This is a genomic window from Streptococcus sp. NLAE-zl-C503 (assembly GCF_900104285.1).
In the GTDB taxonomy this organism is placed as follows: domain Bacteria; phylum Bacillota; class Bacilli; order Lactobacillales; family Streptococcaceae; genus Streptococcus.
Genome location: NZ_FNJT01000002.1, coordinates 326,939 through 353,095 on the forward strand (window position 1 = coordinate 326,939; position 26,157 = coordinate 353,095).

The following is a 26,157-nucleotide window of genomic DNA, read 5'->3' on the forward strand; positions in this document are numbered from 1 at the left end:
TACATATGCGCTATATATTGTGTTTTTATTTTACTGTATCTAAATGATAAAAAAATTGATATTCGTCAAGTTTCTATAAATTTATTCAAAATTAGGAGTTCCTATGTCCCAACCATGCTTTTATACAGTCCCTCTTTTTAGCACACTATCATATGATGAACTTCAGGGCATTCATAGTCTGTTTCACCATAAGAAATTTAAAAAGGGCGAGTTGGTTTTCTCACCCTTTGACGAAGAAACTTTAATCATTGTTAATAGAGGACAATTTAAGGTCTATCGTCTGACTAATGATGGAATCGAACAATGTATCCGTATCGTTGGAAAAGGAAATTACGAAGGAGAAAACTATCTCTTTGGAGAGAATAATCAGGATCTCTACGGGGAAGCCTTGGTCTCTACAGAAATCTGTGTCATCCATAAAAAGGATTTTCAATACCTTCTCCAGAGCTTTCCACATTTTAGTTGGCAACTTCTACGTCTTAATGCCAGAAAAGCAATCCAGACGGAAGAACAAGTCACCTTATTGGCCCTTGAAAAAATAGAACAACGCCTCGCTTGCTATCTTATTCATCTTACCGAAAAAAGTGACAATCCTAAATTCACCTTTACTTTGCCAATTTCAGAAAAGGAACTTGCTAGTTACCTCGGAACAAGGCCCGAAACCATTTCGCGAAAATTTAAGATTTTTGAAAAACATCACTATATTCGAAAGATTCGTCGTACCATTCATATCATAGATGATCAAGCTCTAAGGAATTTATATTGATCTGAAGCTTTTTTGTTCATTTCATGTTATACTATATAAAATATAAAACGTTTACAAAGAGATAATCATGAAACCACTACTTGAAACCATCGATACCCGCTTTGGGACTGCTAGCAAGCATGCCTTTTCTCGAGGAAATACTCTGCCCTACACAGGCGTACCTTTTGGGATGAATTATTTCGTTCCCCAGACCAGTGATCAGGAGGGAGCTTGGTTCTTCGATCCGCATCTACCCATCTTTCAGGGGATTCGATTGACCCACCAGCCCAGCCCTTGGATTGGGGACTACTCTTGGCTCCTTCTGACACCTGTCACAGGTCAGCTTAGGGGAGACAGTCTCTTTCACCGCCAGTCTTCTTATGATATCGAAAAAGCCTCTTTCCAACCTCATTATCTGAAGATTTTCTCCCTGCGCTATCAGATTGAAACCCAGCTAACACCGACTTGCTACGGCGCTTCTATTCGTTTGGAGCAAAAGCAAGGCAAAGCCCTCGCCCTCTACCTTTACGCAGCAGATGAACTGACAGTCAAGCAAGTAGATAAGCGGACTCTGGCCCTAAGACAAGAAGGTAAAACAGAGACCAATAAAAAACCTCTGATACTGTTTACTGCTCTACAAATGAACACGGATATTCTTGCTGTCAACCAAGAAGGTGGAGACTGGCGAATTGACCTGACAGATAGTCATGCTGAAATCCAGCTAGCAACTTCTTTCATCTCGCCTTCTCAAGCGCTGCTTAATCTACCTCAAAAGGACTTTGATAGCTGTAAAGCAAGTGCGAAAGCGGACTGGGAAAATCTCCTCCATCGTTTTGATATTATGGATACAGGAGAGGCTGACCGAACCTTCTTTGATCACTGCCTTTACAGACTCTTTCTCTTCCCGCAGACTTTTTATGAGGTTGATGAATCAGGGCAAGCCATCCACATGGATTTGTCTACTGGCACTGTCAAGCCCGGCGTCCTCTTTAGCAACAATGGCTTCTGGGACACCTTCCGCACCACCTTCCCCCTCTTTGCCCTTATCATACCGAAACACTATCATCGCTTTCTAGAAGGTTTCCTCAATAGCTACCGCGATACTGGTTTTCTGCCTAAATGGCTAGCCCCAGATGAACGTGGCATGATGCCAGGGACTCTATTGGACGGTATTATCGCAGATAGTGCCTGCAAGGAAATGGCTCCTGACTTGGAAGAAAAACTCCTCCAAGCCATGTTGGAGACAGCCACTAAGTCCGACCCTCTCGGCATCAATGGTCGTCACGGTTTGGCACAATACCAAGAATTAGGTTATCTCTCTACCGACCACCACGAAAGTGCCAACCACACGCTTGATTATGCCTATAGCGATTTTTGTATCGCCAGTTGCGCCGAAAAACTAGGGCAAACAGAGATTGCTGACACTTATAGCACTTCTTCTCAAAATTTCCGCCATCTATTTGACTCTGAGACAGGCTATATGCGTGCACGAGATCGTCAAGGAAACTTCCGCCCTGACTTTTCTCCTTATAGTTGGGGACGAGACTACGCCGAATGCTCTGCCATTCAAGCGACTTTAGGCGTCCTCCACGACATCCCAGGTTTAATCCAGCTTATGGGCGGAAAAGAAGCATTTAGCAACTATCTTTTGAAAGCCTGTCAGGACGCTCCTCTTTTTGAAACCACTGGCTATGGTTACGAGATTCATGAAATGAGCGAGATGGCTACCGCTCCTTTTGGGCAAATCGCCATTTCCAACCAGCCTAGCTTCCACATCCCTTATCTCTTCCGCTACAGTGACTACCCTGACTACACTGCCCTTCTCATCAAGACTCTGCGTCAGAAAGCCTTTCACCCAAGCTGGGAAGCCTATCCTGGCGACGAAGACAATGGCAGCCTCTCTGCTTGGTACATCTGGTCGGCTCTTGGATTCTACCCGACCTGTCCAGGCAAACCAAGCTACGACCTCGGAATTCCCCTCTTTGATCATCTCCGTGTCTACCTAGATAAGGAAAATAAATGGCTGGATATCCATGCCGAGCAAAACTACAGCCACTTCAACTTTGTCAAAGAATGTCGATTGGACAATACCCCAGTATCTAGCATTCAACATCAAGACCTCTTGAAAGCTGAGCAACTGACCTTCACTCTCAGCTGGCTACCAAATCACTCATAACCAAAAGAACCTTTGCATCGCACAAAGGTTCTTCTTTTATGAAACTTGGACCTGAAGCTGGTCAACCAGCTGCCCATCTACCGTCAAATTCAGATAAAAGTCCAAGGTTTTATCTCCTGCAAAATACAAGGTTGGTAGCGTTAGCTTTTTTTCAGTCTCGCCAACTTGAAACGCAAGGACTTGAATCTCGTCCCGATAAGCGACACCATGCACACCTGTCCCTGGTTGAATTGAAATCTTAGCTTCTAAAGGACTGCTAGATTCTCTGCGCTTCACTGTAAAGTGGACATTTTCTCCCTTGATCACAGCCAGACTTTTTTCTGAGAACTCTAGTTGCTGAACAGCTTCTTTTTTTGACAAGCTAGGTGTTTTATAAAGTGAAATCTTAGTTAATACTGGCAAATCCTGTGCCTCTGTAATGGTCACACGTATCTTCTGCGCCTCAACGACCGATCCTCGTAAGAGACGTTTGTAGCCAACAGTATAACCAGATCCAAACTCCTGCCAAACACCATCCAACTCTACCTGAACATGGAAAGCAGCGATGCGTTGCCCTAGCTTCAAATCTTCTCTTAACTCAATCACATCAAAAGTTTTAGGTGCCCCTAAATCGAGCTCCAATGGGATTGGCAGTTCTGCATCACTTGCCCAAGAACTGGTCTTCCGTCCATCTGTCAGATGATGACAGGCAAAGTCTGGCGATAGAGCCGGACCAGATACCTTGGCTCCCAGAGCCAAATCTTCTTTATAGATCTCGTTACGGTAGGCAGCAAATTCATAAAGTCGCTGGATATCCCTTTCATCAAAGAGGCCATCTTGGTTCGGTGGGATATTGAGCAAAAGAGGGGTGCCCCGCCCCACTGAGTGAAAGTAGATTTCAACCAATTCCTCAAGAGACTTAGGATCCTGATCCTCATGGTAAAACCAGCCCGGGCGAAGAGAAACATCTGCCTCACCGATTGAAAATAGCGTCCCAGAGGGGTCTCCGTGCTGTAGATAATCTAATTCCGCCTCTGTCCCCAAATGGTCGGGCTTGACCTTTTGCCACAAGGGATCCCCTGCATAGCCCCGTTCGTTTCCAATCCAGCGAATACTAGTTCCCTCAGTTGAGAAAATCAAACAATCGCCCTGCAAGTCACGAATGGTTTCAAACCAAGTCTCAAACTCATAGTTGACCTGCTGGGCCCCTTCGCCTCGAGCACCATCCATCCAAACCTCAGCGAACTTACCGGCATTGCCATAGACAGGATTTGATAAGATTTCCTTCAACTGAGCCAGATAATAGGCATTGTAATCTGCTTCTCGGTCCACATGATAGAGGGAACTGTGGGCATCCCAAGGAGATAAATAAACTCCCATATCCATGTCAAACTCAGTTGCAGCTTGGGAAACCTCAAGGAGCAAGTCCCCCTTTCCATCCTTCCAAGGACTAGCCTTGATCGAATAATCTGTGTGACCTGTCGGGTAGAGGACAAAACCATCGTGGTGCTTAACCACCAAAATCAGCTTTTTAAAACCCGTTTCTTTAAGTACCCGAACCCATTCACGCGCATCCAACTTGGTCGGGTTAAAACGCTTGGGATCCTCCTGCCCACTTCCCCATTCTTGGTCATAAAAGGTATTGGGGCCAAAATGGATAAAGGCAGCTAGTTCATCCTCTAAATAAGCTAGCTGGGCCTGACTTGGTAATGGCCCATGTGGTTTTATTTTTGTCATCATCTCATATCTCTTTCTCTGATTATTTCTCTTGCTCACAAAGTTATCCACAACTTGTGGATAAGAAAACATGCCTAAAAACTAGCTTTTCTAGACTCCGGCTCTTTGACTTTAAACCAAGCACCTTCAGCAAACTCTGCTCAAATCCCCACTGCACTAGGATTTCTACTAGAAAGCTGACCAGTTACTAGTTGCCGGTGCTATTATCAAGAACCCTCTAGGATATTAGCTGAATCTCCTGCTCTCCCCAGACTTATCCACAACTTGTGAATAACTCCTTCTTCCTAGTTCTTACCGCGTTGACTATAACAAAAAATCTAGGTACCGTCAATAAGACAAGGCTGTCTCCCTAAATACTCAGAAAAGATTCTATAATTTGTACAATATACATTTTATGCCATTCAAAAGAAAGGCTTTCAGATAGATTTCATATAATTTTCTAAGTGGCTTTCAATCATTGTTCTTCTCAATTCCTCGTCAGAAATGACTTAAAATCTGGACATTTCTTCTTAAAATGTGAAATTTAGCATAATTTTTTCAAAAAATATTATATTCTTTATAGTAGAAGTTTATACATTTATTTCCTCTAATTCCTTTTGCTATCGTATAATAACATAAAATACTACTAAAACCTTGTTTTGTCCGAATTTTTAATCATTTTTTACTATTGACACGCCTCTGAGAATATGATATAACGTAAATGTAAGCGGTACCAAAAAGGTGCCACCGTGAAAATTTTTAAGGAGGAAAACACATGTCTTCACATCCAATTCAGGTATTCTCAGAAATTGGGAAACTGAAAAAAGTTATGTTGCACCGTCCAGGCAAAGAGTTGGAAAACTTGTTGCCGGACTATCTCGAAAGGCTTCTTTTTGATGACATTCCATTCTTGGAAGATGCTCAAAAAGAACATGACGCATTTGCTCAAGCTCTTCGTGATGAAGGAATTGAGGTCCTTTACCTAGAGCAATTGACTGCTGAATCATTGACTTCCCCAGAAATCCGCGATCAATTTATCGAGGAATATTTAGACGAAGCTAACATCCGTGGTCGTCAAACCAAGGCGGCTATTCGTGAATTGCTTCACGGTATCAAGGACAACCAAGAATTGGTTGAAAAAACTATGGCAGGGGTTCAAAAAGTTGAATTGCCAGAAATTCCTGAAGAAGCAAAAGGCTTAACTGACTTGGTTGAGTCAGACTATCCATTTGCTATTGACCCAATGCCAAACCTCTACTTCACTCGCGACCCATTTGCAACCATTGGTAATGCCGTATCACTTAACCACATGTATGCAGATACTCGTAACCGTGAAACTCTTTATGGTAAATACATTTTCAAACACCATCCACTCTATGGTGGAAAAGTAGAATTAGTCTACAACCGTGAAGAAGATACACGTATTGAAGGTGGAGATGAGCTCGTTCTTTCTAAAGACGTTCTTGCAGTAGGTATCTCTCAACGTACAGATGCAGCTTCGATTGAAAAACTCTTGGTGAACATCTTCAAGAAAAATGTTGGCTTCAAGAAAGTATTGGCATTTGAATTTGCTAACAACCGTAAATTCATGCACTTGGATACTGTCTTCACCATGGTTGACTATGACAAGTTCACAATTCACCCAGAAATCGAAGGCGATCTTCGTGTGTACTCTGTCACTTATGAAAATGAAAAACTCAAGATTGTTGAAGAAAAAGGTGACTTAGCTGAACTTCTTGCGAAGAACCTCGGCGTAGAAAAAGTTCATTTGATCCGTTGCGGTGGTGGCAATATCGTAGCAGCTGCGCGTGAACAATGGAATGACGGCTCCAACACTTTGACCATCGCACCTGGTGTAGTCGTCGTTTATGCCCGCAATACCATTACCAATAAGATCCTAGAAGAATACGGGCTTCGCTTGATTAAGATTCGCGGAAGCGAATTGGTTCGGGGCCGTGGTGGACCTCGTTGTATGTCTATGCCATTTGAACGTGAAGAAGTATAATCGCTGTTCAGTATTTGTCAATAAAAAATGTAAAAAAATAGAAAGAGGAAATAATAGAATGACACATTCAGTATTCCAAGGACGCAGCTTCTTAGCAGAAAAAGACTTTACTCGCGCAGAGTTAGAATACCTTATCGGTCTTTCAGCTCACTTGAAGGATTTGAAAAAACGCAATATCCAACACCACTACCTTGCTGGTAAAAATATCGCCCTCCTGTTTGAAAAAACTTCTACTCGTACACGTGCAGCCTTTACAACTGCAGCTATTGACCTTGGTGCTCATCCAGAATACCTCGGAGCAAATGACATTCAGTTAGGTAAAAAAGAATCTACTGAAGATACTGCAAAAGTTTTGGGTCGTATGTTTGACGGGATTGAATTCCGTGGTTTCAGCCAACGTATGGTTGAAGAACTAGCAGAATTCTCAGGTGTTCCAGTATGGAACGGTCTGACTGACGAATGGCACCCAACTCAAATGTTGGCTGACTACTTGACTGTTCAAGAAAACTTCGGCCGCTTGGAAGGCTTGACATTGGTATACTGTGGTGATGGACGTAACAACGTTGCCAATAGCTTGCTCGTAACAGGTGCTATCCTTGGTGTTAATGTTCACATCTTCTCACCAAAAGAACTCTTCCCAGAAAAAGAAATCGTTGAATTGGCTGAAGGATTTGCTAAAGAAAGTGGTGCACGCATCCTCATCACTGAAGATGCTGACGAAGCTGTCAAAGGTGCAGACGTTCTTTACACAGACGTTTGGGTATCAATGGGTGAAGAGGACAAATTCGCAGAACGCGTTGCACTTTTGAAACCTTACCAAGTCAATATGGACTTAGTGAAAAAAGCAAACAACGAAAACTTGATCTTCCTCCACTGTTTACCAGCATTCCACGACACTCACACTGTTTATGGTAAAGATGTTGCTGAAAAATTTGGCGTAGAAGAAATGGAAGTAACAGACGAGGTCTTCCGCAGCAAGTATGCTCGTCACTTTGACCAAGCAGAAAACCGTATGCACACTATCAAAGCTGTTATGGCTGCTACTCTTGGAAATCTCTACATTCCTAAAGTATAAAACTTACTCGTATACACAACACAGGGGTTGAGACGAAAGCTATGATAGCTTATCAGTTCTAGCGAAAGAAAGCAAGAATCCTCTTTGACAAATTTGCCACCTTACTCTTGTCATCTTCCTGCTTCCTAGTCTCATTCTGATAAACGTCGGCTGTGCGTTCAACCCCTTTTATTAGTAGTAATGACTAATTTGTCTTTTAAAAAGACGCTACCTCCACTTCATATTTTATCATCATACCTGCCTGTAGCTCTTGGAGTTCTGTCAGGTTTACCATATTAAAGGAAGGAGAGCTCATGTCTCATAGAAAAATCGTCGTTGCTTTAGGCGGAAATGCCATCCTCTCCACTGACCCATCTGCCCAAGCTCAACAAGCTGCTCTGGTAGAAACAGCTCGTCATCTGGTCAAGTTGATTCAAAACGGAGATGAACTGATCATCACTCACGGAAATGGTCCTCAGGTGGGTAATCTCTTGCTTCAACACTTGATGGCAGATTCGGAAAAAAATCCTGCCTTCCCCCTTGATTCTTTGGTTGCCATGACCGAGGGTAGTATCGGTTTTTGGCTACAATGTGCTCTTGATAACGCATTGCTCGATGTAGGATTTGATAAAAATGTCGCTTCTGTTGTTACCCAAGTTATAGTAGACAAGGAAGACCCTGCCTTTATCAATCCCACCAAACCAATCGGTCCATTCTACTCAGAAGAGGATGCCAAAGCTGAGAGCGAAAAAACAGGAGCAACCTTCAAAGAAGATGCCGGTCGTGGCTGGCGTAAAGTGGTGGCTTCACCAAAACCAATCGACATTAAAGAAATCAACAGCATCCGCACCTTGCTCGATAATGGTCAAGTTGTCATCGCAGCAGGTGGAGGAGGTATCCCTGTTGTTAAAAATGAAAACGGTTACTTACGTGGGGTCGAAGCCGTTATCGACAAAGACTTTGCGTCTCAACGACTAGCAGAACTCGTCGAAGCTGACCTCTTTATCGTCCTTACTGGCGTAGACTACGTTTATGTCAACTACAATAAACCAGACCAAGAAAAACTTGAACACGTTACCGTCAGTCAACTAAAAGAATACATCAAACAAGGACAATTCGCACCGGGTAGCATGCTACCAAAAGTCGAAGCTGCTATCGATTTTGTAACCAACCGCCCAGAAGGCAAGGCTGTTATCACTTCCCTCAGCAATCTAGGCGCCTTGATCGAGTCCGAAAGCGGAACAATTATTGTTAAAGACTAGCCATTTTAACCCAAGTACAAGCTCTAACTAGAAGTACTCAGGTAAACCAACATCATTCGTTTTTATACTTTGTGGCATAGTTTAGGAGGAAAAACAAATGAGTGAAAAAACAAAAAAAAGGTTCCAAATGCCTTCATCTTACACTGTTTTGATCATTATTATTGCTATCATGGCAATCTTGACTTGGATCATTCCAGCAGGTAAGTATGACACGAACGAAGCAGGTGGCCTCATTGCAGGTACCTATCAAACTGTTGACTCTAATCCCCAAGGGATTTACGATATTCTAATGGCTCCAATCCGGGCGATGCTCGGTCACGAACCAACTAAAGCCGCTATTGACGTAGCCTTCTTCATCCTCATGGTTGGAGGATTTCTAGGTGTCGTCAATGCGACAGGCACATTAGATGTTGGTATTGCCTCTATTGTTAAGAAATACAAAGGGCGCGAAAAAATGCTGATCCTCATCCTCATGCCCCTCTTTGCGCTTGGAGGAACAACTTATGGTATGGGTGAAGAAACCATGGCATTTTATCCACTCCTTGTTCCTGTTATGATGGCTGTTGGTTTTGATAGCATTACTGCCGTTGCCATCATCCTACTAGGTTCTCAAGTTGGCTGTCTTGCCTCTACTCTCAATCCCTTTGCTACTGTTATCGCTTCTGATACCGCAGGTGTGTCATCTATGGACGGGGTTATCCTTCGTATCATCTTCTGGTTTGTTATGACAGGTATTAGTACTTACTTTGTCTACCGCTATGCAGAAAAGATTCAAAAGGATCCCACAAAATCACTTGTCTACTCTCAACGTGAAGAAGACCTTAAACACTTCAATGTCACTGATAACGAAAATGCTCCATCTGTCTTGAACAAGAAACAAAAACATGTTCTTGCCTTGTTCATCTTGACTTTCATCATCATGATCGCCAGCTTTATCCCTTGGGTAGACTTGCATATCACTCTATTTGAAGACTTCAAGAATTGGTTGATTGGTCTCCCTGTTATTGGTGGAGCTATCGGTTCATCTGCTCTACCATTCGGTAGCTGGTACTTCCCAGAAGGGGCTATGCTCTTTGCTGTGATGGGTATTCTTATTGGTGTTGTTTACGGCCTTAAGGAAAGCAAGATTATCTCTACTTTTATGGCTGGTGCAGCAGATCTTCTCACCGTAGCCTTGATTTGTGCAGTGGCTCGTGGTATCCAAGTTATCATGAATGATGGTATGATTACTGCAACTATTCTACACTGGGGTGAAGTCGGACTTCAAGGTCTCTCTTCTCAAGTCTTCATCGTTTTGACTTACCTCTTCTACCTTCCTATGTCATTCCTTATCCCATCTTCATCTGGACTTGCTAGTGCTACAATGGGAATCATGGCACCGCTTGGTGAGTTCGTTAACGTAAAACCTAGTCTCATCATCACTGCCTATCAATCTGCATCTGGTGTACTAAACCTTGTCGCTCCAACTTCTGGTATCGTTATGGGGGCTCTCGCGCTCGGCCGTATCAGTCTAGGAACTTGGTGGAAATTTGTTACTAAACTCATTGTCGTTATTGTCATTGTGAGCATACTTCTTCTTATCCTAGGTACCTTCCTACCATTCCTTTAGAACAAAGTGTGAGGTAAAACGAATGACCGTCTACATCACTGACTCCATTAAACAGAGCTTTATACAGAGTCTGAAGACTCTCATCTCCTACCCATCTGTCCTCCAAGAAGAGGAAAATGGGACACCTTTTGGACAAGCTATCCAAGACGTTCTAGAAAAGACGCTGGAAATCTGCCGTGAACTTGGCTTTAAAACTTATATTGATCCCAAGGGCTATTATGGTTATGCAGAGGTTGGTGAGGGAGAACTCCTTGCCATCCTCTGTCACTTGGATGTTGTGCCTGCAGGAGATTTGTCAGATTGGCAATCTCCTCCATTTGAAGCAACTATCAGAGAAGGCAAACTCTATGGACGAGGGGCACAAGACGACAAAGGTCCTTCAATGGCAGCTCTCTACGCAGTGAAAAGCTTGCTGGACCAAGGAATCCAATTTAAGAAGCGCGTGCGTTTTATCTTTGGTACGGATGAAGAAACTCTTTGGAGATGTATGGCACGCTACAACGCCCTCGAAGAACAAGCCAGCATGGGATTTGCACCGGATTCGTCATTTCCTTTGACATATGCTGAAAAGGGGCTCCTTCAAGTCAAGCTTCATGGCCCCGGTTCTGATCTTCTCAAGCTCGATGTCGGAGGTGCCTTTAATGTCGTACCAGATAAGGCAAATTACCAAGGTCCTCTTTATGAAGCGGTTTGTAGAGGTTTGAAGGAAGCAAATTTTGATCACCAAACCACAGACCAAACCGTGACCGTACTCGGGGTACCTAAACACGCCAAAGATGCTAGTCAAGGTGTCAATGCAGTCATTCGGCTTGCTAGTGTGCTCGCACCTCTCCAGCCCCACCCTGCCCTCCATTTTCTAGCCGACAAAGCAGGACAAGATGGTAGAGGGCTTGGAATCTTTGGAGAGGTTGCTGATGAACCGTCTGGTTCCCTTTCCTTTAATGTTGCAGGGTTGACCATCAATCCCGATCGCTCCGAAATTCGGATCGATATACGCATACCTGTGCTAGCAGATAAGGAGAAACTGGTGACACAGCTCACTCAGTGCGCCAAAGACTACCAACTTGACTACCAAGAATTTGACTATCTAGCACCCCTCTATGTCGCAAGAGATAGCCAACTTGTTACTACCCTTATGCAAGTCTACCAAGAAAAAACTGGAGATGAGACTCCTCCTCTCTCATCAGGTGGTGCTACCTTTGCCCGCACCATGCCAAACTGTGTAGCCTTTGGCGCTCTTTTTCCAGGAGCACAACAAACTGAACATCAGGCAAATGAAGCAGCTGTCCTAGACGATCTTTATCGCGCTATGGACATCTACGCAGAGGCGGTTTACCGTCTCGCAACCTAACCAGATAGTCGTTTCTACCCAAAAAATCCCGCAGATTTGCGGGATTTTCTCTTGCATCAATGCGCCAACATTTCTTGGGCGATTTCTTGACCAGATAGCTTATCTGGATAGTAGGTTGGCCAATTGTCCATCTCCTCAAAGAGAGCTTCTTGGCTGGTGCCTCCAAAGAAGATATGGAAATGTTCTGCCTTGACTGGGGCGATATTGTGATCGCTAAACTGAACATACTCGAACTGTCCAGCGTCCGCATCTGTCGCTTCAAAGAGGAAGCGCACACCACGATTGCCTTTCTTATAAGTCAAGATTTTTTTACCGACATACTTGTAGGTGAATTTCTTGCTTTGACCACCTTGAACAAATTCCATAGTGTTGTCCGTGATGTTGATCTTGGTCACATCTGTCTGATAGCCTTTTCTATAGTAGGCCTTGTACTCATCCTTGGTCATCTTACCAGTCAACTTAGCCTTGTAGTCAAAGACTTGATCAAAGGTCCCATCTTCAAGGAAAGGATAGACCGACTGCCAGTTACCAGCATAGTCACTCAAGGTACGGTCTTTGACATCTGCATCCTCAAAGTAACCATTTTGAACTGTCTTCGTATCCTCTGCTTTTTCAGGTTCGATTTCTGGTCCTTCTTGATCCGTTGTCTGTTTCAAAGCCTTGAGGTTTTTCTCCATCACGGAGATATAGTCCTCACCAGCCTTGGTTGCTTCTTCTGTTAGACTTTCTAGCGGATTGAGCACGTCTAGTTTGACACCTGTTTCTTTTGAGAGTGTATTGGCGAGGGCTTGTGAGGCATTTTCTTCAAAGTAGATATAAGAAATCTTGTTTTTCTTGATATACTCTGTCAATTCTGCCAAACGTGCTGCTGATGGTTCTGCATCTGGTGAGAGACCTGAGATGGATACTTGCTTGAGACCGTAGTCCAAGGCAAGGTAGTTAAAGGCAGCGTGCTGGGTCACAAAGCTCTTTTGTTTGGCTTGAGACAAGCCATCTGTGTAGGCCTTGTCCAAGGCTTGCAATTTTTCGATATAGGCAGCCGCATTCTTCTCAAAAGTCTCTTTTTTATCAGGATAATCTGCTGACAAGCTGTCACGGATATGCTCTACTAGTTTAATGGCGCGTGCTGGTGAAAGCCAAACATGAGGATCGTAGTCGTGATGGTGACCCTCACCGCCATGATCTTGCCCTTCCTCTTCTTCCTCACCACCTGGCAAGAGGAGCATATCACCTGTTGCCTTGATGGTTTTCACTTTTTTCTTATCCAAGGATTCTAGCAATTTTGGAACCCAAGTTTCCATATTTTCATTTTCATAGACAAAGGTATCTGCGTCTTGGATTTTGGCAACTGCCTTGGCAGACGGTTCATACTCATGGGGTTCTGTCCCAGCACCGATTAGAAGTTCTACATTAGCAGTATCTCCTGCGACTTGCTTTGTAAATTCGTAGACAGGGTAAAAGGTTGTCACGATATTTAGCTTCCCATTTGCCTGTTTTTGATTGGAACAAGCCACTAAAAATAGAGCACATAGACTAGCTAGTAGTAAGCTAATTTTTTTCATTTCATTCTCCTATTTGATAAAACGTTTCAGTAGACTGACTAACAAAAAGACAGCTACAAAGATAATGGTGATACTAGCGCTAGCAGGTGTTTCCGCATAGTAGGAAATATAAAGTCCTGCCACCATTCCCAAAAAGCCAATAGCGCTGGCTAGTAACATAACGGATTTGAAGTTTTTCCCCAGACGAAGGGCAATACTAGCTGGCAAGACCATAATGGTCGACACCAAAAGAGCTCCTGCTGCTGGTATCATAAGGGCAATGGCCACCCCTGTCACCATGTTAAAGAGGATGGACATAGTACGAACTGGCAAGCCATCCACAAAGGCCGTGTCCTCATCAAAAGTCAGGATATACATTGGTCGCAAGAACAAGAAAGTCAAGAGTAAAACGACCGCCGCAATGGCAAAGAGGAAAATCACCTGCTCCTGGCTAATGGTCACAATCGAACCAAAGAGATATTGGTCCAAACTCATAGAACTAGAACTTTTACCCTTACTCATCACGATAAGAGACACTGCAAGTCCTGTTGACATGAGGATGGCAGTCCCGATTTCCATAAAGTTCTTATAGACTGTACGGAGATACTCTAGAAAGACCGCAGCGATCAAGACGATAGCAATGGTTGAAATAGTTGGAGAAATTCCCAAAACCAGACCAAAGGCTACCCCTGACAGAGAAACGTGACTGAGGGTATCGCTCATGAGACTCTGACGACGTAAGATAAGGAAGGTCCCAAGAACTGGAGAAAAGAGACTCATGGCAATGACCGCCAAGAAGGCACGTTGCATGAAATCATAAGATAGCAAACTAAGCATGTTCCACCTCCTGGTCGCTTTCGTGAATGTTGAAACAACGCCACGGCGAGTCTTGGTTACGGACTAGATGGATATTGCGATCCGCATAGTCCTTAACCTCCTCAGGGTCATGGGTAATCATCAAAACAGCCTTGCCATGATGGTGGGCACTGTGGTGCATGAGTTCATAAAATTCATTTTTGCTTCCTGCATCCATCCCTGTCGTCGGCTCATCCAAGACAAAAATATCTGGGTCAGAAGCAAACATCCGGGCAATCACTGCTCGTTGCTTTTGCCCTCCCGAAAGGGAACCAATTCGTTTGTCACGGTGTTCCCACATACCAACTGAGTCTAGACTAGCCTTGATGTGCTCCTCATCATGGGCATTCAAGCGACGGAACCAGCCCTTTCTAGGATAGCGACCCGACTTGACAAATTCATAAACTGTACTTGGAAAACCAGCATTAAAACTGGCTATCTGCTGGGGAAGATAAGCGATCCTAAGCTTTTTTCCATGAGTGTTTGTCTTTGAGATGGTTACCTTACCAAATCTTGGTTGCAAGATGCCTAGACTTGCCTTAATCAGCGTCGTCTTGGCAGCCCCATTTTCACCAGTCAAGGTGACAAACTCCCCACTATCAACACTATAGTTGATATGCTCGAGGACGGGTTCCTTGTCATAATAGAAAGACAAGTCCTCTACTGTAATATACCTCATTATTTGATTTCTCCTACTAAAGCAGTTAAAAACCGCTGAATCACTTCTTGTTCATTTGGAGTAAACTGACTTGCCACTTGTTCATAAGCTAAGAGCGTGTGTTCATGATGATGGTGGTGTTCCTCTGCCACTGGTCGAGCTAGTTCTGTCAGTTGGTAAAAAATCACACGCGCATCCTTTGGATCTCTGGATGTCTCTAACATGCCCTCTTTGACCAAAGATTTGATAGCCTTGGTCACTGCTGCCTGACTGACATTGAGGCGACGGGCCAACTCCGAGTTGGTTAGGGATTCTTCTGACAAGAGCATGAGGATGTGTTCCTGAGTGTTGGTCAAGGCAACGTCACTCGTGCAATGCCCGATTAGAATTTCATGCTGGTTCTCAGATCTCAAGATCACCTCGTTTAAAAAGTTATCGATTTCCTGTGCAAGCTGTCTCATGTGTTACTCCTTCCCTAGCTATCTTTTCGTAAAAAACATAGATAGCCACCGATTCTTTACTGGTTAATTATATCATAAACCAAAAAAGAGTCAAGGGAAAAAGGCGTAAAAACGTTTCCCTAGACTCTTCTAGATGTAAAATTTAACCTATTTTTGCTTTGGTTTTCGACTCGATAAGATACCTGCCAAACCAGCTACCATTCCCATCAAGAGCAAGAAGATGGACTGTTCACTTCCTGTATTTGGGAGAGCTTTTTCTGAGACAACTGCCTTCTTGCTAAATTGACCTGCCACCTCATAAGTAAGTGGAACATTCGTAGTCGCATCGCTAGCAGCTGCATTCGTTTGAGGCGTTTCTACTGGTAGACTAAAGTTTTTAGAATCCACAGAAATCGTCCGTGAGTTCGGATTGATCTTTTCATACTGGGTCAAATCAGCTGTTTTCAGATACTCTTCAAAGGCTGCATCCATAGAAGGACCTTCTTCTCGCACACCACCTAACATCGTGTAGCCATCACCACCTGCAGCAAGGAAATCATTGGTTGCAAGATAGTAGGTTTTTGCGAGGTCTAGGAGATCATAACGACCAGTCGTGCGGTTTTTGACCTGGATGGCCAAGACACGTTTACCTGATGGTAAGTTGGTATCATAATAGACCTTCACACCTGAAACTTGCAAGAAGCCACCACTTGGTTCTAGCAATGGTTGTCCGTTCTCATCCAAGACCTTCTTGCCATCCTTATCGACCTGCAAGATAGAACCGAGTGACTTTTCAAACATATCCAAGACTTGTTGCCCAGTCACTTGGATTTGTGAAATCGTGTTTCCAAATGGAAGAACCGCAATGACATTCCCTTTAGTGATTGGTTTGCCTTTTGCAATGGTTTCACGCAAGCCACCGCCATTTGTCACAGCAATGTCAGTCGGATGGCTAAATCCTGTCTGACCATACTGATAGAGGGAGTCCGCTACGACGTTTCCGAGGTTGGTTTCACGAACCCGAACATTTTCACGATCGCCGTTGAGTTCTACAGGGCTGTTTGAAACGACTTCAACAGCATTTTCAGCATCGTATTTTTGTTTAATGTCTTTGACTAGTTTTTCAACTGTTGGATTGGCTGGTAATTTTTTAGCATCAGCAGCCGGAATCTGAGTTGGATTGCCCAAAAGCTGACGTGATTTGTAGGTGATTTTCCCAACATTATGAAGGTAGCTTCCTGTCTGGTTATAGGTAACATTGTCTCCATAAGTCGTTGATTCTACTGTATGAGAGTGACCGTCGATTACTGTTACGCGTTTCCCTTTCAAACGAGGATTTTTAGACAAGGCTTCTGCCAAGGTTGAACCACGCCATTCGACTGGGGTTGTAGTATCAACACCCAAGTGAGCAAGTACGACATAGTGTTTGTAGTTCTTGCCTTCTGCACGCGCCTTGGCTTGAACTTCTTCGATGACCTTATTGACTTCAGAGATTGGATCAGTAAAAGTTACCCCTTTAATGTTTTTAGGGTGGGTTTTTGTAGCTGTTTCAGGTGTTGTTACACCGATTACAACAAACTCATCACCTTCCACAGTCTTATCCTTATCAACGATTGTGGAAGCTTCAAAAAGACGAGCTCCATTGACATAAGTATTTGAGCTAAGTAATGGGAATTTCAGAATTTCCTTGTATTTTTTAACTTCATCAAGACCAAAGTCAAACTCATGGTTTCCTACTGCCATAGCATCATACTGCATCTGATTGAGAATTTCAGCGCGCGCTTCACCCTTAGTAGAGTTGGAAATCGGCAAACCTTGGAAGGCATCTCCAGCATCTACGACGAGAGTAGTTTGATTTGTTTTCGCGCGTTCCTGCTCGATGACAGTCGCTAGCTTAGCATCTCCAATTACTCCCTTTTCCTCTACGATACGACCGTGGACATCATTGGTGTGTAAGATAACGGTGTCTTTTTCTTCTTTAAGAGATTCAACAGGAGCTTCCTTTGCTTCCGCCGATTCAGCACTTGCGGGACTTGCCGCCTCTGTTTTTGGAGCTACAGGAGTTTCTGAAGTTGCAGGATTTGTTACTACTGCTGGACTTTCTGCAGGGGCAGCTGCTTCTTCAGCATAGACCTGTCCAGCTAAAAAAGCTGGGGCCAGTAGGGCTGTCGACAAGACAGGTAATAAGAAACGTTTATTCATTTTAAAATCCTTTTCTTTTCTTTTTCCCTTTATATTATACGATATTTCTAAAAAAAATGAAACTTTTGACCTGTTTTTCTCTTGAATATTCGCCATTTAACCAAAAAACCTGAACCAAAAAGTTCAAGTTTTTTTATCAATTTATTGAAAATCTTTGATATTTCCATCATAGATCGCCCAGTCCTTGCTAAAGAAGCGGTCATTCATCTTATAGTCTGGAGCTGGTTTCGGATCCGTCAAGAAGGGATTGACAACCTTATCAAAAGCCAGCCACCCCAACCAACCCAAGTGAATGGTGTCCTTGATAAAGTAAGGCTCTCCTCCTTTTTTTGAAAAGTCAGCAATATTGGTAAAGCCTTGACTTTCTAACTGATAACGAATTTTCTCCACTGCGTGTTGGTACATTTCTTCACTGAGTTCTGTATATTCCATCCATTTCTTGTTGACGGGCTGGATGACAAAGAGGACATTAACCTTTGATTTTGCAAATTGATTAAGAACCAACTGCAAATCATTATACTCCGATGATTTTAGGAAGTTATGATTTTTTTGATATCCTTCCCATTTTTTTAAGTCTTTTTTGACCTCTTGCGTGTAGAAGTGATTCTCCATCCCCATATCGTTATTGGTCGTATTTGCTTCTGCATCCTTACGAGCAATTTCTTCTAAAGCGTCATAGGAAAACTGATCAGGAAGATCTTTTAAATAGTTTTCCACATGTTCTTTGTACTTGAGTTTCCCCCGAATGGAAAATTGACCAAAAAGAGAGGACTGCTTTTCATTGAATCGTGCAAAGAGGTTGATGATAAGTCGATCAGCATCTGACAATTCCTCTCCTTTTGAAAGCTTTTGAAGGATGCCTTTCAAGGCCACACTCGGATTCTGCTTCAACAAACGCGTCGCAGCATGCTTAGCCGAAATGTCCCCAGATTGATTTTCCAAAAAAGCTGTCAACTGATCGCTATTAAAGAATCTCTGAAACGCTGCGGGCTCGTAATCTGTCTCTGTAAACCACTGAGGAGAGATGACAAACACCGCCTGCTTTTCCTCAATTTCTGGCAGAATCTGTTGCAAACCGAAATATTGGTTAAGCGAGGCCGCTCCTGCCTGGCCTAGAAAATAAGGGCGGTAGGGGCGATTGTATTTTTCTGCTAAAACAGCTGGATGGACACTATCAAATCGAATCCATTCACTTGACCCTAAAAAAGGGACAAAACGCATATTGGGATCCGTAAGCGCCCTCACTTTTTGGCTTCTCTCTTTAAAACTTTCCCTACTGATGGAAGCAGCAGAGTACTTCTCCTCCGTCAGATTATGGCTTGTTGTACTTGGATAAAAAAAGATAAGTAGAAGAACCAAAAATCCAGCAATGAAGATAGGCCCGAAGATCAGCCACAAGCGTTTAAGCATTCTTTAACTCCGTAATACCTTCTACGATTTTATTAGCTGTATTCCAGTCATCACGACCGAACTCCGTTACTGGAACACGAATGTCAAAACGGTTTTCAATCTCAACAATCAATTCAACAGTCCCCATGCTATCCAAGACACCGGCATCAAAAAGATCTTCATCCATCATGTCAGAAACATCTTCCATAAACAACTCATCAATAATTTCAATAACTTCTGATTTGATATCCATTTTTTATTTCCTTTTATTTTTTAAACCATAAATCATTCAAAAATCCAGAAAAGATTAAGAATGAAACCATCACGACATGGAAGGTGACAACCATGCCAAGCAACTGAATCCAGCGATTCTCAGGTAAGGAACCCTTCCCAGCTTTTTTCCGTTCTTTATTGAGCGCTTTTTTCTTACGAAGCCAAGCATCATTGATGACCAGCCCAATCCCATGAAAAAGTCCATAGGCGATGTAGTACCAGGTTACACCATGCCAAAAGCCCATAATCAGCATATTGAGAATATAGGCAACACTTGAAGTCACATTGCGATTTTTAAAGACCTTCTTTCTGGTCAACACCATCACCATTCGCATAAAGACAAAGTCACGGAACCAGAAAGACAGACTCATGTGCCAGCGATTCCAAAACTCTTTTAAATCCCTTGATAAAAAGGGCTTATTAAAGTTGATAGTACTATGAATACCCATCAAATTGGAGATGGCTAAAGCAAACATAGAGTAGCCCGCAAAGTCAAAGAACAGTTCTAAACCGAAGGTATACATCACCGCCAAAGCATAATGATTAAAGAAACCACCTGTCTGCAAGGCTAAATTTTTCAGTGGAGGCAATAACGTCTCTCCTAAAATGTGAGCCAAGATAAACTTGTAAAGGAAGCCAAGCATGATATATTTGACAGCCTCTTCTAGCATATCCATCAGCTCACTCCTCTCAGGAATGGTCTCATAATTTTCATTGAAGCGTTTAAAACGATCAATGGGACCACTTGAGAAAGTCGGCATAAAGAGAAGAAATCGCAAGAATTGCCAGACCGTTACATCCTTGATGACACCATCTCTCAACTCAACGATGACCCCAACTGCACGAAAGGTCAAGTAAGAAATCCCTAAAAAGCCAAACAAAGATTGAGATCCATGAATAGCGGGAGATACTTTCACAAAGACGATTGGCAATAGGGACAAAAAGCTAACCAGGTAAAATATCCATTTACTATCCCGTTGTTTCCTGTACCTTTTGTAGAAAGATACAAGCAGTACTTGCCAGATAACATAAAGGATAAGAGCGCTTATTTGATTCGTCTTTCCACCGACCAACATGGTGACGATAAAGAAGAGACTAACAAGCACCTCGTACAAGGCAAAACGTTTCTTGAAAAAGAGCCCGATAAATATCGGTAGGGTCGCAGCAATCACATACAAAAAATAATAAAGATTGCCATAAGGTTCCAAATGAGGTAGCTGTTTGTAAAGCTCCATCATCTATTGTTTACCTCATTAATCAAGCCCTTGATATCAATTTTACCATTAGGCGTTAGTGGCAAACTGTCTCGATAGAGAAACTTGGATGGCATCATATAAGACATCATGATATCTGCTAGGTCTTCCTTAATAGCCTTGGTAATATCGATATCACGTTCAAACTGCTCGCGGACACCGTCCTTTAGGATAACATAGGCCAGTAGATTTTGTACCTTGTGATCCTTGTTATAGCGTGGAACAGCAACAGCCGACTCGATATAGCGAGATTTGTTGAGGTTTTGAGAAACATCTTCAAGCTCAATACGATAACCGTTAAACTTAATCTGGAAATCCATTCGTCCACCGTAGAGAAGCAAGCCCTCATCTGTCATGGTTCCCACATCTCCTGTGTGGTAGGCTGGAAGACCTTCGAACTCAAAGAAGGCCTCTGCCGTTTTTTCAGGATTATTCATATAGCCTTTTGAAACAGCGGGTCCTGAGACAATGATTTCTCCCTGTTCGCCATTTGGCAGTTTATTGCCTTCCTCATCAATGATAAAGGTTGGAGAATCCGCCTTGGTATAGCCGATTGGTAGGCGTTTGAGAGTCGACAACATCTCGTCCGTCACGGCAACAGCTGACAGAGCTACTGTCGCTTCTGTTGGGCCGTAAGCATTGATGATACGGGCATTTGGGAAACGCTCTCGCAGTTTTTGAGCTGTTTTGACCGTCAATTCTTCACCATCAAAGTAGAAATGCGTGATTCTAGGCATTTTCTCACTATTAAAGTCTTCTGACAACATGGCCATATCTGCAAAGGAAGGCGTTGATGTCCAGATAGCGATTGGCAATGAAAAGATCGTCGCAAAGAGTTTTTTGAAATCTTGAGTAATAGCTGAAGGAAGAGCGAAAAGCGTACCACCAAGTGCCAAGGTTGGTGCCCAATACATGACAGATAGGTCAAAAGAATAAGGGGGCTGGGCCAGCATTTGTGGACGACTTGGCGTCGCAAATTCTTTGTCTGTAATCATCCAGTTGGTAAAACTGAGGAGATTGTCGTGGGAAATCTGCACTCCCTTTGGCTTACCAGTCGTACCAGAAGTAAAGATGATGTAGTAGTTATCATCTCCCTTGACTGGATGCGTCATCTCGTAGCTAGAAGCTTGAGCAAATGCTTCATGAACTTGCTCTAAATTCAGCATCGGTGTGCTAGTTTGCTCTAATGGAAAATCCGAGATGGCAATAATCAAACTTGGCTCTGCAACTTCTACGATAGCAGAAACTCGTTCCAAGGCCGAATGACTGTCAATTGGAATGTAGGCATGACCCGACTTAGTTAGCGCTACAAAGGTAGCCAACATCTCATATTCCTGACCACCAAAAACGACGACTGGAGATTTCTCAGGCAAGCCAAGTCGATCGATAGCTGCAGCCAAACTATCCGAATCAGCCTTTAGATCACCATAAGTATGCTCCTGACCTAAAACGTTGTAGACAGGATATGTTGGTTGTGTTTGAGCAAAGTGCTCAATCGTTTCAATCATATCTTTTATCGGTTTATTAGACACAGTTCTTCTTCTCCTTTAAACTAGAACTCATTATAAATAAAGGTTCCTTGACTCTGACCAAGGTAACTAAAAAAATAAAGCAAACCAAGTAAGATTACAAAATATAGGACGGTCTGTCCCAAAAACATATACAATTTTCTGTGTTTTCCCATAGTTAGTGTGTTCAATTTTCTATGATTTTTCAAAAAAGCTATGCAACTATGCATTTACTATCTTATCTTCCTAACATTTTACCATTTTATCAACCTTTTTTTCAACTGTTTACCATAACTTAAAAGTTTGTTTTAGCTTATTTTAAGATAAATTAAAATGTTAACAGTAAACGTAAACAAAAATTTCCATTTCTATAAATCTCCTATACCAGTCATCAGAAATTAAACAGTTTAAAAAATGACAGCAAACACACGGCTCCCCCTTTGAGCATTTTTATGCTAAAATAGTAGCTATGGATAAAATTATTAAAACTATATCAGAAAGCGGAGCCTTTCGTGCTTTTGTCCTTGATAGCACTGAAACTGTCCGCACTGCTCAAGAAAAACATCAAACTCAAGCCAGTTCAACTGTTGCACTTGGTCGTACCCTTATCGCTAGCCAGATTCTCGTAGCCAATGAAAAAGGAAATACCAAGCTAACGGTTAAAGTTCTTGGAACAAGCTCTCTCGGTGCCATCATCACGGTCGCAGATACCAAGGGCAACGTCAAAGGTTACGTTCAAAATCCAGGCGTTGACATCAAAAAGACCGCAACAGGTGAAGTCCTTGTTGGACCTTTTGTTGGAAACGGTCAATTCCTCGTTATCACAGACTACGGTACTGGAAATCCTTACAACTCCATGACTCCTCTCATCTCTGGAGAAATCGGTGAAGACTTGGCCTATTACCTGACAGAAAGTCAACAGACCCCTTCTGCAGTCGGCCTCAATGTTCTTTTGGATAAAGACGACAAGGTCAAAGTTGCCGGCGGTTTCCTTCTCCAAGTATTGCCAGGGGCCAAGGAAGAAGAGATTGCTCGCTTTGAGAAACGCATCCAAGAAATGCCAGCTATCTCAACCCTTCTAGAAAGCGATGACCATATCGAAGCCCTCCTCAAGGCTATCTATGGTGACGAATCTTACAAACGTCTATCTGAAGAAGAAATTCGTTTCCAATGTGACTGCAGCAAAGACCGTTTTATGAACGCTCTTGCCAGCCTTCCAAACTCAGACCTTGAGGAAATGAAAGAGGAAGACCACGGGGCAGAAATCACTTGTCAATTCTGCCAAACAACTTATAACTTTGACGAAAACGACCTGGAGGAACTCATTCGTGACAAATCTTAATACACCTTTTATGATTGGAAATGTTGAGATTCCCAATCGTACTGTTTTAGCACCCATGGCTGGTGTCACCAACTCAGCCTTTCGTACCATCGCAAAAGAGCTCGGAGCTGGACTCGTTGTGATGGAAATGGTCTCTGACAAGGGCATCCAGTACAACAACGAAAAAACACTGCACATGCTTCATATCGATGAAGGCGAAAATCCCGTTTCTATCCAACTCTTTGGTAGTGATGAAGACAGCCTCGCACGCGCAGCAGAATTCATCCAAAAAAACACCAAGACCGATATCGTCGATATCAACATGGGCTGCCCAGTTAACAAAATCGTGAAAAACGAAGCTGGCGCTATGTGGCTCAAGGACCCAGACAAGATCTACTCTATTATCAACAAGGTCCAATCTGTCCTTGACATCCCCCTCACCGTCAAAATGCGTACTGGATGGTCTGATCCATCCCTAGCCGTGGAGAATGCCCTCGCAGCTGAAGCTGCTGGTGTCTCTGCTCTCGCCATGCATGGCCGTACCCGCGAACAAATGTACACAGGCCACGCAGACCTCGAGACCTTGCACGATGTAGCCCAAGCACTGACTAAGATCCCATTTATCGCCAACGGTGACATCCGTACAGTTCAAGATGCTAAACAACGCATCGAAGAAGTTGGTGCTGACGCAGTTATGATTGGCCGAGCAGCCATGGGAAATCCCTACCTCTTCAATCAAATCAACCACTACTTTGAAACAGGAGAAATCCTTCCTGATTTGACCTTTGAAGATAAGATGAAAATCGCCTACGAACACTTAAAACGCTTAATTAGCCTCAAAGGAGAAAACGTAGCCGTTCGTGAATTCCGTGGACTCGCTCCTCACTACCTCCGTGGAACATCTGGCGCAGCCAAACTCCGTGGAGCTATCTCACAAGCTAGCACCCTAGCAGAGATTGAAGCCCTCTTGCAATTAGACAAAGCATAGTCTCACATCTACAACTCACAAAAACGGCAAAGCTCAAAAATGAGTTTTGCCGTTTTTATATATTTTCATCTTGTAAATCTAATTGCTTCACTCTAGCTATATAATAGGACATAATTAAAAACAAATTGAGGCTGACAATCCATATAGACCATTCATGAAGAAAATGCATCAATACAGCCAAGCTGATTGCGCCCACTACGAAACTTCCCACAACAATCCCATAATTTAAGGCCTGACGACGGTATTCTTGGAAATTTCCTTCTCTTCTAGCAATGCGATACAAAGCGGTCAGCATCTTTCGGTAATTTCCAGACGTCATAAAAATGACATAGGGATGATCTTCAATCAAACTGCCCGTAAATGTTAGCATCATCATTCCTGTTCCAAAAGCGATGAAAGGAACTTCTAATAGAGGAAATCGTGAAAAGAAAGGTAGAATAAGAGTTCCAATAAATAAAGGGAGCAGCATCTTAACCCGCCAGTAGGCCGTTTTGCGGTATTCTTTCATGTGCAATGCAAACAGAAATCCTAGAGAAAAGAAAATAATGGAGCAGAATCGTAGCATTGTATTGATAACATTTGAGTCGTGCCAATCAGATATAAGTAGGAGAATATTCCCTGTCTGTGTCGCTACCAAACTATGGTATTGAATATGGCAAAACACATCCAAAGAACCACCTACAAATCCAAGAAATACTCCCATCAATCGTGTGTTTTGAGGTAAGATTAATTTATCCGCCATGTATTATCACTCGTTTTCCTTTGATTTTTTTATTATACCACTTTCTCTTGGAGAAACTAAGTGAAAAACAGTTGACTCACTCTTTTACAGAACGATTTCTAGTAAGAGTTAAAACACCAAATTTTATTATTGAAACAAGGCAACGCTTGAAACTTTACCATCCGCACCTGTTATAATTTGGATGATTTTTCCTCCACCGATTTTAGCATTATACTTGCCATCATCAAGAGTGTAAGAGTAGCCTCTGATAGAATAGTTTTCTTTCTTTCCATCTGCAGTTTCTACTGTAAATTGGCCCCCTGATGAAACCGTAATGGTTTCGCCATTCGCTCCCTTCCAGTTGCCTGCAGCTGCTGAGAAGTCACCATCTACCATGGTTAAAACTCCCTTATAGCGTTTGTTGTGTTCAGCTTGCTTGTCCTGAAGTTTGCGGTCAGTTGTTGGATCATAGCCTGACTGGTTAGACTGAGCTTGAGAGCCTTGCTGAGTTGATGGAGCCTGAGAAGGGGCTTGTTGACTGGGAGCTGCTTGCTCTTGTCTTGATTCAGGTGCCGGTTTCGCTTGTGACTGATCTGGCGTTGTAGAAGACTGACCAGAAGATGCCTGAGCCTTTTCAGATGAAGCGGAGCTTGAAGATTTTTGAGTCTTGCTTTCTTTGCTAGAAGAAGCCGCTTTAGAACTTGATGATTGACTTGTTTTTGCAGAGCTACTAGTTTGAGTGGTTTCGTTTTTATTTCCACAAGCTCCCAGTAGCAAGGTAGAAGCCAACACAGTCGCTGCCATCAATTTGATATAGATTTTCTTTTTCATTTTTCTACTCCTTTGTAACATTTTTGAAATGTTAAGAAATGTTTTTGTAATATAATTGTAACATTAGAGCTTAAATCTGTCAACTTTTTAGAGAAACTATTTTAAAAATTGTTCCTTCTACTATTTCTATTCGTAATCGAAACGAAAAAATAGAAAAATTTCCTAGATTAGAGTCATTTTTTACCCCTACTTTTATAATCGCTTGCATTGTTCTAAAATAAAAACAGTCGCAACAGCAAAGTAACTTAATAAGGGCAAACAAAGAGGTCGGGATTTTGAT

Annotated in this window: 22 protein-coding genes; 9 read left to right on the forward strand and 13 right to left on the reverse strand. The window is 42.8% G+C overall.

Annotated elements, in window-relative coordinates; translation table 11 throughout:
- The first annotated feature begins 103 nt into the window (after nt 1-103).
- Nucleotides 104-766 carry a Crp/Fnr family transcriptional regulator gene (locus tag BLS46_RS05795; RefSeq protein ID WP_093586215.1) on the forward strand — a complete coding sequence of 221 codons (663 nt, stop codon included), beginning with the start codon at nt 104-106 and terminating at the stop codon, nt 764-766.
- A gap of 67 nt (nt 767-833) precedes the next feature.
- Complete coding sequence (locus BLS46_RS05800; RefSeq protein ID WP_093586217.1) at nt 834-2,921, forward strand: GH92 family glycosyl hydrolase; 2,088 nt, start codon at nt 834-836, stop codon at nt 2,919-2,921.
- 36 nt (nt 2,922-2,957) lie between these two features.
- Here the strand turns inward: BLS46_RS05800 and BLS46_RS05805 are convergent, their stop codons facing one another.
- On the reverse strand, nt 2,958-4,637 hold the full coding sequence (locus tag BLS46_RS05805) for an alpha-L-fucosidase (protein ID WP_180364059.1): 1,680 nt from the start codon (nt 4,635-4,637) through the stop codon (nt 2,958-2,960).
- Between the two features lie 754 nt (nt 4,638-5,391).
- On the opposite strand from BLS46_RS05805, the gene arcA reads away from it, so the two are divergent.
- The 5 genes from arcA (at nt 5,392) to BLS46_RS05830 (ending at nt 11,897) form a co-directional block, all read left to right on the forward strand.
- A complete protein-coding gene (gene arcA / locus BLS46_RS05810; protein ID WP_093586221.1) occupies nt 5,392-6,621 on the forward strand; it encodes an arginine deiminase in 1,230 nt (409 codons plus the stop codon).
- A gap of 58 nt (nt 6,622-6,679) precedes the next feature.
- Complete coding sequence (gene argF, locus BLS46_RS05815; RefSeq protein WP_093586223.1) at nt 6,680-7,696, forward strand: ornithine carbamoyltransferase; 1,017 nt, start codon at nt 6,680-6,682, stop codon at nt 7,694-7,696.
- A gap of 293 nt (nt 7,697-7,989) precedes the next feature.
- A complete protein-coding gene (gene arcC, locus BLS46_RS05820) occupies nt 7,990-8,937 on the forward strand; it encodes a carbamate kinase (RefSeq protein WP_093586225.1) in 948 nt (315 codons plus the stop codon).
- A 97-nt stretch (nt 8,938-9,034) separates the two neighbouring features.
- On the forward strand, nt 9,035-10,546 hold the full coding sequence (locus BLS46_RS05825; protein WP_001291839.1) for a YfcC family protein: 1,512 nt from the start codon (nt 9,035-9,037) through the stop codon (nt 10,544-10,546).
- A 22-nt stretch (nt 10,547-10,568) separates the two neighbouring features.
- A complete protein-coding gene (locus BLS46_RS05830) occupies nt 10,569-11,897 on the forward strand; it encodes a dipeptidase (protein ID WP_093586227.1) in 1,329 nt (442 codons plus the stop codon).
- A gap of 56 nt (nt 11,898-11,953) precedes the next feature.
- On the opposite strand, the gene adcA is transcribed toward BLS46_RS05830, so the two are convergent.
- From adcA to BLS46_RS05880, 10 genes are all read right to left on the reverse strand, one after another.
- The gene (gene adcA, locus BLS46_RS05835) at nt 11,954-13,459 is read right to left on the reverse strand and encodes a zinc ABC transporter substrate-binding lipoprotein AdcA (RefSeq protein ID WP_093586228.1); all 1,506 of its coding nucleotides are present in this window, start codon (nt 13,457-13,459) and stop codon (nt 11,954-11,956) included.
- A gap of 9 nt (nt 13,460-13,468) precedes the next feature.
- Nucleotides 13,469-14,275 (reverse strand): metal ABC transporter permease, encoded by an 807-nt coding sequence (locus BLS46_RS05840; RefSeq protein WP_000950023.1) that lies wholly within the window; start codon nt 14,273-14,275, stop codon nt 13,469-13,471.
- On the reverse strand, nt 14,268-14,972 hold the full coding sequence (locus BLS46_RS05845) for a metal ABC transporter ATP-binding protein (protein ID WP_093586230.1): 705 nt from the start codon (nt 14,970-14,972) through the stop codon (nt 14,268-14,270). The genes BLS46_RS05840 and BLS46_RS05845 overlap by 8 nt, the downstream gene beginning before the upstream one ends.
- The gene (gene adcR / locus BLS46_RS05850) at nt 14,972-15,412 is read right to left on the reverse strand and encodes a zinc-dependent transcriptional regulator AdcR (RefSeq protein ID WP_001249328.1); all 441 of its coding nucleotides are present in this window, start codon (nt 15,410-15,412) and stop codon (nt 14,972-14,974) included. The genes BLS46_RS05845 and adcR overlap by 1 nt, the downstream gene beginning before the upstream one ends.
- A 147-nt stretch (nt 15,413-15,559) precedes the next feature.
- The gene (gene nt5e, locus BLS46_RS05855; RefSeq protein ID WP_093586232.1) at nt 15,560-17,593 is read right to left on the reverse strand and encodes a cell surface ecto-5'-nucleotidase Nt5e; all 2,034 of its coding nucleotides are present in this window, start codon (nt 17,591-17,593) and stop codon (nt 15,560-15,562) included.
- 141 nt (nt 17,594-17,734) lie between these two features.
- Nucleotides 17,735-19,003 carry a D-alanyl-lipoteichoic acid biosynthesis protein DltD gene (dltD, locus tag BLS46_RS05860; protein ID WP_093586234.1) on the reverse strand — a complete coding sequence of 423 codons (1,269 nt, stop codon included), beginning with the start codon at nt 19,001-19,003 and terminating at the stop codon, nt 17,735-17,737.
- Entirely contained in the window at nt 18,996-19,235 is a 240-nt protein-coding gene (gene dltC / locus BLS46_RS05865; RefSeq protein WP_000351972.1) for a D-alanine--poly(phosphoribitol) ligase subunit DltC, read from the reverse strand. The genes dltD and dltC overlap by 8 nt, the downstream gene beginning before the upstream one ends.
- 13 nt (nt 19,236-19,248) lie before the next feature.
- On the reverse strand, nt 19,249-20,493 hold the full coding sequence (gene dltB / locus BLS46_RS05870; protein WP_093586236.1) for a D-alanyl-lipoteichoic acid biosynthesis protein DltB: 1,245 nt from the start codon (nt 20,491-20,493) through the stop codon (nt 19,249-19,251).
- Nucleotides 20,490-22,040, reverse strand: coding sequence for a D-alanine--poly(phosphoribitol) ligase subunit DltA (gene dltA, locus BLS46_RS05875; RefSeq protein WP_093586238.1), 1,551 nt, complete (start codon nt 22,038-22,040; stop codon nt 20,490-20,492). Before dltA ends, dltB begins: the two co-directional genes overlap by 4 nt.
- A gap of 20 nt (nt 22,041-22,060) precedes the next feature.
- On the reverse strand, nt 22,061-22,192 hold the full coding sequence (locus tag BLS46_RS05880) for a teichoic acid D-Ala incorporation-associated protein DltX (RefSeq protein ID WP_025168981.1): 132 nt from the start codon (nt 22,190-22,192) through the stop codon (nt 22,061-22,063).
- Nucleotides 22,193-22,485: 293 nt separating this feature from the next.
- Here BLS46_RS05880 and hslO point away from each other — a divergent pair, with 293 nt between their 5' ends.
- The gene (gene hslO / locus BLS46_RS05885; RefSeq protein WP_000357866.1) at nt 22,486-23,358 is read left to right on the forward strand and encodes an Hsp33 family molecular chaperone HslO; all 873 of its coding nucleotides are present in this window, start codon (nt 22,486-22,488) and stop codon (nt 23,356-23,358) included.
- Entirely contained in the window at nt 23,345-24,325 is a 981-nt protein-coding gene (gene dusB / locus BLS46_RS05890) for a tRNA dihydrouridine synthase DusB (RefSeq protein ID WP_180364057.1), read from the forward strand. The genes hslO and dusB overlap by 14 nt, the downstream gene beginning before the upstream one ends.
- Nucleotides 24,326-24,380: 55 nt before the next feature.
- Here dusB and BLS46_RS05895 read toward each other — a convergent pair whose 3' ends face one another.
- Together BLS46_RS05895 and BLS46_RS05900 are read right to left on the reverse strand one after the other, a co-directional pair.
- Entirely contained in the window at nt 24,381-25,067 is a 687-nt protein-coding gene (locus tag BLS46_RS05895) for a YoaK family protein (RefSeq protein ID WP_093586242.1), read from the reverse strand.
- A 126-nt stretch (nt 25,068-25,193) separates the two neighbouring features.
- A complete protein-coding gene (locus BLS46_RS05900) occupies nt 25,194-25,877 on the reverse strand; it encodes a hypothetical protein (protein WP_093586244.1) in 684 nt (227 codons plus the stop codon).
- Between the last annotated feature and the right edge of the window lie 280 nt (nt 25,878-26,157).

Coding starts and splice junctions, on each gene's coding strand:
- BLS46_RS05845 (WP_093586230.1), bottom strand. CDS start 14,972: ATGAGGTATATTACAGTAGAGGACTTGTCTTTCTATTATGACAAGGAA.
- BLS46_RS05795 (WP_093586215.1), top strand. CDS start 104: ATGTCCCAACCATGCTTTTATACAGTCCCTCTTTTTAGCACACTATCA.
- dltB (WP_093586236.1), bottom strand. CDS start 20,493: ATGATGGAGCTTTACAAACAGCTACCTCATTTGGAACCTTATGGCAAT.
- BLS46_RS05800 (WP_093586217.1), top strand. CDS start 834: ATGAAACCACTACTTGAAACCATCGATACCCGCTTTGGGACTGCTAGC.
- BLS46_RS05825 (WP_001291839.1), top strand. CDS start 9,035: ATGAGTGAAAAAACAAAAAAAAGGTTCCAAATGCCTTCATCTTACACT.
- BLS46_RS05895 (WP_093586242.1), bottom strand. CDS start 25,067: ATGGCGGATAAATTAATCTTACCTCAAAACACACGATTGATGGGAGTA.
- BLS46_RS05900 (WP_093586244.1), bottom strand. CDS start 25,877: ATGAAAAAGAAAATCTATATCAAATTGATGGCAGCGACTGTGTTGGCT.
- adcR (WP_001249328.1), bottom strand. CDS start 15,412: ATGAGACAGCTTGCACAGGAAATCGATAACTTTTTAAACGAGGTGATC.
- arcC (WP_093586225.1), top strand. CDS start 7,990: ATGTCTCATAGAAAAATCGTCGTTGCTTTAGGCGGAAATGCCATCCTC.
- BLS46_RS05840 (WP_000950023.1), bottom strand. CDS start 14,275: ATGCTTAGTTTGCTATCTTATGATTTCATGCAACGTGCCTTCTTGGCG.
- adcA (WP_093586228.1), bottom strand. CDS start 13,459: ATGAAAAAAATTAGCTTACTACTAGCTAGTCTATGTGCTCTATTTTTA.
- BLS46_RS05880 (WP_025168981.1), bottom strand. CDS start 22,192: ATGGGAAAACACAGAAAATTGTATATGTTTTTGGGACAGACCGTCCTA.
- hslO (WP_000357866.1), top strand. CDS start 22,486: ATGGATAAAATTATTAAAACTATATCAGAAAGCGGAGCCTTTCGTGCT.
- arcA (WP_093586221.1), top strand. CDS start 5,392: ATGTCTTCACATCCAATTCAGGTATTCTCAGAAATTGGGAAACTGAAA.
- BLS46_RS05830 (WP_093586227.1), top strand. CDS start 10,569: ATGACCGTCTACATCACTGACTCCATTAAACAGAGCTTTATACAGAGT.
- dltC (WP_000351972.1), bottom strand. CDS start 19,235: ATGGATATCAAATCAGAAGTTATTGAAATTATTGATGAGTTGTTTATG.
- dltD (WP_093586234.1), bottom strand. CDS start 19,003: ATGCTTAAACGCTTGTGGCTGATCTTCGGGCCTATCTTCATTGCTGGA.
- nt5e (WP_093586232.1), bottom strand. CDS start 17,593: ATGAATAAACGTTTCTTATTACCTGTCTTGTCGACAGCCCTACTGGCC.
- BLS46_RS05805 (WP_180364059.1), bottom strand. CDS start 4,637: ATGACAAAAATAAAACCACATGGGCCATTACCAAGTCAGGCCCAGCTA.
- argF (WP_093586223.1), top strand. CDS start 6,680: ATGACACATTCAGTATTCCAAGGACGCAGCTTCTTAGCAGAAAAAGAC.